Genomic DNA, 6,936 nt, shown 5'->3' with positions numbered 1-6,936 from the left:
CGACCTTGGAGAGCTGGTTGAACGCCTCGCCGATAATCTCGAACTCGCGCTCGACGGCGGCGCGGAGCATCGCGTTCGCCCGATAGTCGACGAAGGTCTGGCCGTGGGCGAAGCCTCTGGCGAGTTCGGCCGCGTTCGCGGCGTCCCAGAGATACTTGCGCGGGTCAGGCGGCATACAGCGGCTGCCTGGTGCGCATGACCTGGTCGCGGAAGTAGGGGTTGCGGATGCTGGTCACGCTGACGACGTCAACGGCGCGGCCCAGCAGGCGCTCGAGTCCCTCCTTGAGGGCGAAGTAGGTGGCGTAGTAGTCGAATCCGGCGCGGTCCGCGTCGAACTCGACGAGGACGTCGACGTCGCTGCTGTCCAGGTCGAAGGCTTCGCCGGTCGCGGAGCCGAAGAGGTCGAGGCGGCGGATGCCGAGCCGACGGCAGAGTCCTTGGATCTCCGCCCGCCTGGCCTCGATCAACGGATGCATGCTCACCTCCTCTGGGAAGATTGTGCCCGACCCCGCGGCCCGTGCGCCTGAGCGGGATCGGACCACTCGGTGGCCGATCGGCTGGGCTGAAGGGGGAGACGCCTGTGCGATCCGCTGTCGATGGTCGGCGAGGCCGACGCCGCTGCCTGCCAAGCTTGTTGGGACCTCGGCGCCACCGCTGCCGCATCGCTGATGGCCGATTGGTGACCAGCGACATCCGGCCGGCGGAGCGGGATCAGGCGTTTTCGGGTTGCTGCGGCTTGGCGGGCTCGATGAGGAGGGCCAAACCGTCGAGAACGCGGGCCAGGCCGAAGCGATACTGCGCGCGCTGCCGCGAGCCTCGCCAGCGGCGGTGCCGACCCGGCTCGCCGGCGGATAGCGCTCGCTGTCGAGCACCTGGGCGAGCGGCGGGCGGGGCGTAGCTGGTGCCCGGGCGGTGCATCGCTACGTCGAGCGGTTCGCCAGCGTGCCGCGAGAAGCTGACTGACGCGGGTGCCTGCGCTGCTACCGGCCCGCGCTGGTCAGACCGTCAGAGGATCAAGTGCCGAGATTCCATGCTGCCGCGAGCCACTCCAGGTTCTCCTGGTCCCTGGCCCGTGCCTCGGCCTCGTCGGTGAACAGCGCGTCGGTCTTGCGGAGAACGAGGGTGTAGGGGCGGCCCTGCCTCCTCGTGACGTGGCTGACGGGTAGTTCGGCGGCGTCGATGCGGGAGTGGAGGTGCTGCCTGCGTTTCTCTGCGAGCGGCCACTCGAACGTGCGCCGGTCCGGGTCTGCCAGGAATGCCCGAAGGGTGCCGCACAGGTCGCAGGAGCAGCCGCCCCCGGGTGGTTCCATCGACCAGTCACCGGACGCGCGTGGCGGTTGAGCCAGCCGGGCACGCAGCCGTGCCGCGCAGTCGGCGGCCAGGTCGGTGAAGCCGGCCTCGCCGTGTGCGCCGTCGTGGGGCAGCTCCGCCGCGGCGCGCAGCGCCGGCATCTCCAGCCCGGTGACGGCATCGCCTTTCTGCCGGAGATGGCCGGCCACCGCGTCCCGAGTGCCCATATCCGTCATCGCGGCGGCGGCTGTCAGTACGGAGGCGAGCGGTCTGGCCAGGGCGGCGAGTGCCTTGTCGCGGCAGCCGGGGGACGACGACGCGAGCGTTGTGTCGATGTCCTTGGCGGCCCACTTCCATACCAAGTCGAGGAGCTGCCGTGCCGCCGCGGCGCCGGCCTGTGCGCGGCGTGCAGCCCCGCGCACAGACCAGGGAGCTCGTCCGCCACCCACCGCTGCCGTTCCGGTCCGCCGGCGTATGCCCACCCCGGCTGCGCCGCGAACCAAGTCCGCAGCAGCCCGGCGGTCCACAGCTGGCCGTAACCGCTGACGAGCCTTCCGAATGCGTCGATGTCGCCAGTGGTCAGGCTTTCCGCGCGGAACGGGGCCAGCAGCATCGTGGCTGTCGCCGGGTCCGCCACGACGCTTGCCGCCCGCAGCGCCTTACCGAAGAGTCCGGAGATCCTCTCCTTGTCGTCCGGCGTCCGGGCGCCCAGCGAGCTGTCCCAGAACGGCTGGAGCGTCGCTGCGGCGGCCCGGGCGCCTGAGAGATCACCGGAGACCGCCATCACGGCGAGTTCGTCGAGAGCCCAAGACGGCGAGGTTTCGGCGCGGTTCGCGAAGGCCTGCTCCCGGGGCCAGACGACGACCGCGGCCCGGTGGTACCAGCGGTCCAGCGTGTTTCCCCAGTTGCCCATGTAGCCCTCGTACTCCGACGAGTAGGGCTCGAAGTCGTTGGTCTCGATGGACGCGCATACCTCGTCGCTCCCCACAAAGAGCGAGGTCTTCTCCAGTCGGGTACCGTCCGGGCCGGTCCAGTGCGTGAGGGCTACCTCGGAGTCGATCAGCTCCTGGATCTCGTAGTCGCCCGGGCCGCCCGAGTCCTCGACCTCGTCATCATCGGAATCGCCATCCCAGTACCAGCCTCGGTACTCGTAGTCGTCGTCGGCCTCGTAGGCGCTGTGCGTCGTCTTGATGTCGGCGAGCGCGAGGAAGGCTTCGCACCCTGCCCGGTCGGCCGCGGCCCGCAGCAGGGACCCGCGTGCGGCATCGGCCCCCTTCAGCCCGCTCCAGCCCAGCGCACGGGGGGTGTACTCGTGGTCGAGGAGGTAGACGAGCCGGCTTGGCGAGGTGGCCGCGCGCGGGCCGTAGCGGCTGGACATGGGCGTGCCGAAATGCTCGCCAAGGAAAGCGGCCAGCTCGGCGACTGCTCCCTCGTCGCCCTCCGGCAAGGCGGTATCACCGCCAAGCAGGAGGTTGAAGGTGAGCGCGATCCGGTACCCCGACCGCACCTCGAGGACCTCGTGCCGGCAGTCGGCGTAGAAGGCGACCAGTGACAGCGCCGTCTTCGAGCCCCGGTAGATCTTCTTCTCCTCGAGATGGCGCACCACCAGCTCGCCGCCGGTGTAACTGGACGGCAGCGTCACCACCAGGGTGCCGATCATCGAGTCGTCCTTCTCGCTGTCCTGATGGGCGCGGAAGAACTGGCCCGGCTCATACACGAGAAGGGAATGAAGGTCGGCCGTCAGCTCGGCGGCGATCGGCAGGCCCAGCTCGTCTTTCGCCGTTGTCAGGATGGCGTTCAGCGCGTCGTCGTCCCACCTCGCGCGAACAAGGTCCTTCGGGATCTCCCAGGTGTCCCGGACGCCGCGGTCGGTCAGCGTCTCCTCGCCGCGGCCGAAACGGGCAGGGTGACCGAGGCGGAGCAGCTCGCGGGCCTGCGCGGGCCGCACCGGGAACGCGACGGGGCCGACGCCCTCGACCTCAAGACTCAGGTCATCCGTCCTCGCCGTCAGCGCCGCGCCGAACGCGGGCTCTGCGTCACCGCGCAACGTCCTGGCCAACCGGTCACGCGCTGGTGTCGCCGTCACCGTCAGCATCCTCCTGCACACCTGGGAATGCGGATCCTGCGTCCGAACTCTAGAGATCCGAACTCGTTCGACGAGAATCGGGTGCATGGCCTCGCGTGGGGCGCGGTTGACGCGCCCCTACGCTGACGGGGCGGCGCGGTCCGGGGCGTCGAGACCACCGCAAGGGGCTTGAAGCGGAAGCAGGTCCTGCCTCCCGTTCTCGTCACGGGGCCGGTGGACCAGGCCTCCCGTGCAGCCTGCTGGGAGCTGGGAGCCACGGTGGCGGCAAGCCTCTGATGGGTCATGCACCCTTGTTGATGTTTCTTCTGCGCCATCGGGCATTTTTCGGTCCTGCACACCGACACGTTCGGCAATGGCGAGGCGCTCGCCGTCGAGCCGTACCCGGTGCGCCGCACGGCCTGGACGGTGGAGGCGGACTATCGCTACCCGAGCGTGAACCCCGTCGCCGAGCCGGGCCCGGACGGGCGCCGCCCCGTCGGCGAGACGCTCTTCCAGTACCGGATCGAGCTGCCGTTCGCGGTCTGGCTCGGCGACGCGAGCGGCCCGCGCACCGTGCTGTTCTCCGTGCGCGCACCGACGTCGGCCACGACGCTGCGGCTGTACTGGATGGCCGCCTTCGACCCGGCCGTCTACGGCGACGGCCCGGTCGACGGACTGGGCCTACAGGCCGTCGAAGACAGAATCTGGGCACCCGACAAGAAGATCGTCGAATCCCAGCAACCCGCCAGGGTCTTCGCCGCCACCGAGGTCCACCGCCCCTTCGACGCCCTCGGCGTCGCCTACCGCAAGGCCCTGCACGTCCTCGGCTTCGCCGGCTGACCATCGCCCCTGCCCTGCGGCGACACACTCGCGGCGCGGCGGCACCCGTCCCGCCGTTGGTTATGTGAGCGGCCCCGCCATGCATATCGAGACCGGCAAGGGCTCTCCGACCCCGACGCTGCAAAGATGGACGACTCTGGAACCAGGGTCCGCCCGTCGGCCTCAGCGAGGTGACGTGGCGCGTCCGAGGACTCGTTCCGGAAGGGAGCCGCCGGCGGTCCAGACATCCCGGTCCTCGTAGGGCCAGGCGTAGACCGGGCTGCCGTCGCGGACGAGGTCGCGCAGGCCGGGGAGGTCGAGTTCCAGCGCCGACCACTCGTACAGGCGCTGCAGGCGTGGTTGGATCACACCGTAGTCGAGCATCCGGCCGAGCCGGTGCTCGTCGAGGACATAGGTCATCAGGTCGTCGTCCAGCGGGTACCGGCTGGGCAGCACACGCCCCAGCGACAGGAACGCCCCCACGCCCCGAGCCGTGGGTCACCGACGAGGCGACCCAGGATGGCGAACCGGCCGAGGGACAACCGGGGCGCCGCGACCAGCGCATGCGTGTACAGAACCCGCAGCAGGGTGACGTTCAAGAAGAATCGCTCGGGTCTGGACTCCACCACCGCGAGATCACGGTGGTCCAGGTAGGCGGCGGCGATGCTCGCGTTGTGGGCTCGGTACCAGTTCTGGGCCGTCGGTGCCGCGACGAACTCCAGCCACACCTTGACCGCCGGTGACGACAGTTCGCCCGTCATCCCGCCGGAGCGCGCCACGGCCTCGCAGCCGTCTCGGAGCAACCGGTCGTTCACGGCTCGCCACCAGCGGCTTCCCGGAGCATCCGCCTCCGGCGGGTTCAGCACGCCGCGCTCGACCTGCCACCGCATGAACGACACGGCGGCCCGCCGGAAGGGGAGATGACGGGGAGCTCGACCGAACGGCCCGAGGTAAGTACGCGCCAAGAGCGCCAACCGGTCCCCGGGGCAGTCGCGTACCGCCGCGACCTGTGCCGCCGCCCAGTGCGGGGCATCCCCGTCCGTCAAGGCGCCTCCCGAACCTGGCCTACGGCGAGTACGACCAGGTCCTCGGGCTGCGGAAAGGCCATCAGATACGCACCACGGTGATGGTTCGGCCGCTGGGGCTGGTCACGGTTTGGGAGCCAAGCTCGATGGCGACGCGTTTGCGTTCGGCAGGGCGCTGGTCGAAGATCACGAGGTGGCCGGTGGGGAGGCCGAGGCGTAGCAGGTAGCCGTCCAGCTGATTGATGCCGGCAGTTGTGGGATCGGGGTCGCCGGGGCGGTGGGTCTTGACCTCGAGGGCTTGGCGCTGGACGGTGGGTCTGCCCTCCGGCCCGACGTGGTTCCAGCGGATGAGCAGGTCGAGTGCACCGCGGCCGACGCCGTACTCCCGGTCGACGAAACCGCTGCCGTTGATGGCGCGGTCGAGGTAGCCGAGCAGGGTTACGTGCGGGGTCACCTCCTGGTAAGGCACGTCGCCTTGGAGAAGGTCCTCGCTGTTGTGCCAGAACCCGGTGAAACCCGCGAGCAGCCCGTCCAGGTCGAGGCGCCCATCGGGCAGCACGAACGATCGCGGCTGAGGCGCTCCGACGACGCCTTCGAAGAGGCCGTCAGCCAGAACTCGGGTGATCACGTTCCGGTAGATGGGGTTGGCGATCTCCACCGTCGAGGCGGTCCGTCGGACCAGTCCGAGGTCCACGGTGTAGGCGAGGTCGTCGGCGAACGGGTCGAATCGGACCTCCGCGCCGGCTAGGATGGGTTCGATGATCCGCCGTACGCGGGGGTCGCGAAGCTTGTCGAGCAGAGAGTCCACATGGGTCGCGCGCGCGACGATGATCCGCTCGGCCGCCTCGTCGACGTCGTCGGTAGTGATCGACGTCGACGTGTGGACCTTCATGCCGCTGACAATCTCGTAGGCAAGGGCATTGACCAGCCACGGCTGGCCCATCGTCAGTGCGTAGGCGTATTCCACGGCCTGAGGAGTGAACCGCTGACCGGTCTGGGTCGTGTGCTGGCCATAGAGCTTGTGGACCTCGTCGAGGGTGAAGTCACTCAGCCGCAGCGACGCCACCGTGATGTTGAACGGGCTCTGCGAGGTCGTGGTAGTCGGGTCACCGCCAGAGGCGATCTTGTAGTCACGGACGTCGCGTAGTCCGCAGAGCGCCACAGACGCCGGAAAGCCGACGGGTCTGTCGGCGAAGCCGTCGCGCAGTTGGCGAAGCACACTGAGCATCGTGCGCCCGCCCAGAGAGTCGATCTCATCGAGGAAGAGCACAAGCGGGCGTGGGCAAGTCTCCGCCCAGACGGCGAACGCGTCCGAGAGCAGCCCTTCCTCCCAGCTGTCCGGCCAGGGTGGTGGGCGCAGATCGACCGGCAGATTGGTTCGTGCCGTGCGGCGGGCGCCTGTCAGGATCGCCCGAGTGGCCGCGCCGATGTCATCCGGCCAGGGCTGGCCGGCCTCCATCGACAGCACCACCGCCGCATAACGACCACTCGCGGTCAACTCGGCCGCCAGCGCACGCAGCGCCGTCGTCTTGCCGGTCTGCCGCGGAGCATGCAGGACGAAGTACAGTTCACGCTCGACGAGATCAGGAACCTGCGGCAGCCGCGCCGACGCAGGGATCATGTAGTGCTTGCTCGGCACGCACGGCCCCGCCGTGTTGAACCAGCGAGTCACAGCACTCACGATCCTCCCCGCTACGCAGCGCTGATCCCGACTCTACGGAACCCGCGGTGAGCGCC

The 6,936-nt window shown here is 69.4% G+C and carries 8 protein-coding genes; 1 reads left to right on the top strand and 7 read right to left on the bottom strand.

Features of this window, described 5'->3' with window-relative positions; genetic code table 11:
• The 4 genes from QOZ89_RS47845 to QOZ89_RS37345 all read right to left on the bottom strand — a co-directional run.
• On the bottom strand, positions 1–175 hold a 175-nt coding region (locus tag QOZ89_RS47845; protein ID WP_397428915.1), incomplete at its 3' end, for a HepT-like ribonuclease domain-containing protein.
• Positions 165–476, bottom strand: a complete 312-nt coding sequence (locus QOZ89_RS37355; RefSeq protein WP_071054978.1) for a nucleotidyltransferase family protein — start codon at positions 474–476, stop codon at positions 165–167. The genes QOZ89_RS37355 and QOZ89_RS47845, both read right to left, overlap by 11 nt.
• Positions 477–1,013: 537 nt before the next feature.
• The gene (locus tag QOZ89_RS37350; RefSeq protein ID WP_241842477.1) at positions 1,014–1,517 is read right to left on the bottom strand and encodes a hypothetical protein; all 504 of its coding nucleotides are present in this window, start codon (positions 1,515–1,517) and stop codon (positions 1,014–1,016) included.
• Positions 1,518–1,540: 23 nt separating this feature from the next.
• The gene (locus QOZ89_RS37345) at positions 1,541–3,376 is read right to left on the bottom strand and encodes a 2OG-Fe(II) oxygenase (protein ID WP_241842476.1); all 1,836 of its coding nucleotides are present in this window, start codon (positions 3,374–3,376) and stop codon (positions 1,541–1,543) included.
• Positions 3,377–3,688: 312 nt separating this feature from the next.
• Between QOZ89_RS37345 and QOZ89_RS37340 the strand changes: the two genes are divergently transcribed.
• A complete protein-coding gene (locus QOZ89_RS37340; protein ID WP_312628669.1) occupies positions 3,689–4,195 on the top strand; it encodes a (2Fe-2S)-binding protein in 507 nt (168 codons plus the stop codon).
• A 162-nt stretch (positions 4,196–4,357) separates the two neighbouring features.
• Here QOZ89_RS37340 and QOZ89_RS48435 read toward each other — a convergent pair whose 3' ends face one another.
• The 3 genes from QOZ89_RS48435 to QOZ89_RS37325 all read right to left on the bottom strand — a co-directional run bounded on the left by QOZ89_RS48435 (position 4,358) and on the right by QOZ89_RS37325 (position 6,880).
• Entirely contained in the window at positions 4,358–4,594 is a 237-nt protein-coding gene (locus QOZ89_RS48435; protein WP_312628659.1) for a hypothetical protein, read from the bottom strand.
• Positions 4,594–5,220: a hypothetical protein gene (locus QOZ89_RS37330; protein WP_312628657.1), complete on the bottom strand. Its 627-nt coding sequence runs from the start codon at positions 5,218–5,220 to the stop codon at positions 4,594–4,596. Before QOZ89_RS37330 ends, QOZ89_RS48435 begins: the two co-directional genes overlap by 1 nt.
• Before the next feature lie 61 nt (positions 5,221–5,281).
• Positions 5,282–6,880: an ATP-binding protein gene (locus QOZ89_RS37325; protein WP_241841611.1), complete on the bottom strand. Its 1,599-nt coding sequence runs from the start codon at positions 6,878–6,880 to the stop codon at positions 5,282–5,284.
• Between the last annotated feature and the right edge of the window lie 56 nt (positions 6,881–6,936).

The organism is Pseudofrankia coriaricola (assembly GCF_032027725.1).
GTDB lineage: Bacteria > Actinomycetota > Actinomycetes > Frankiales > Frankiaceae > Pseudofrankia.
The sequence above is the reverse complement of the archived record's forward strand: the minus strand, read 5'-3'. Positions and strand labels throughout refer to the sequence as shown.

Coding starts and splice junctions, on each gene's coding strand:
- QOZ89_RS37355 (WP_071054978.1), bottom strand. CDS start 476: ATGCATCCGTTGATCGAGGCCAGGCGGGCGGAGATCCAAGGACTCTGC.
- QOZ89_RS37350 (WP_241842477.1), bottom strand. CDS start 1,517: ATGGGCACTCGGGACGCGGTGGCCGGCCATCTCCGGCAGAAAGGCGAT.
- QOZ89_RS48435 (WP_312628659.1), bottom strand. CDS start 4,594: ATGACCTATGTCCTCGACGAGCACCGGCTCGGCCGGATGCTCGACTAC.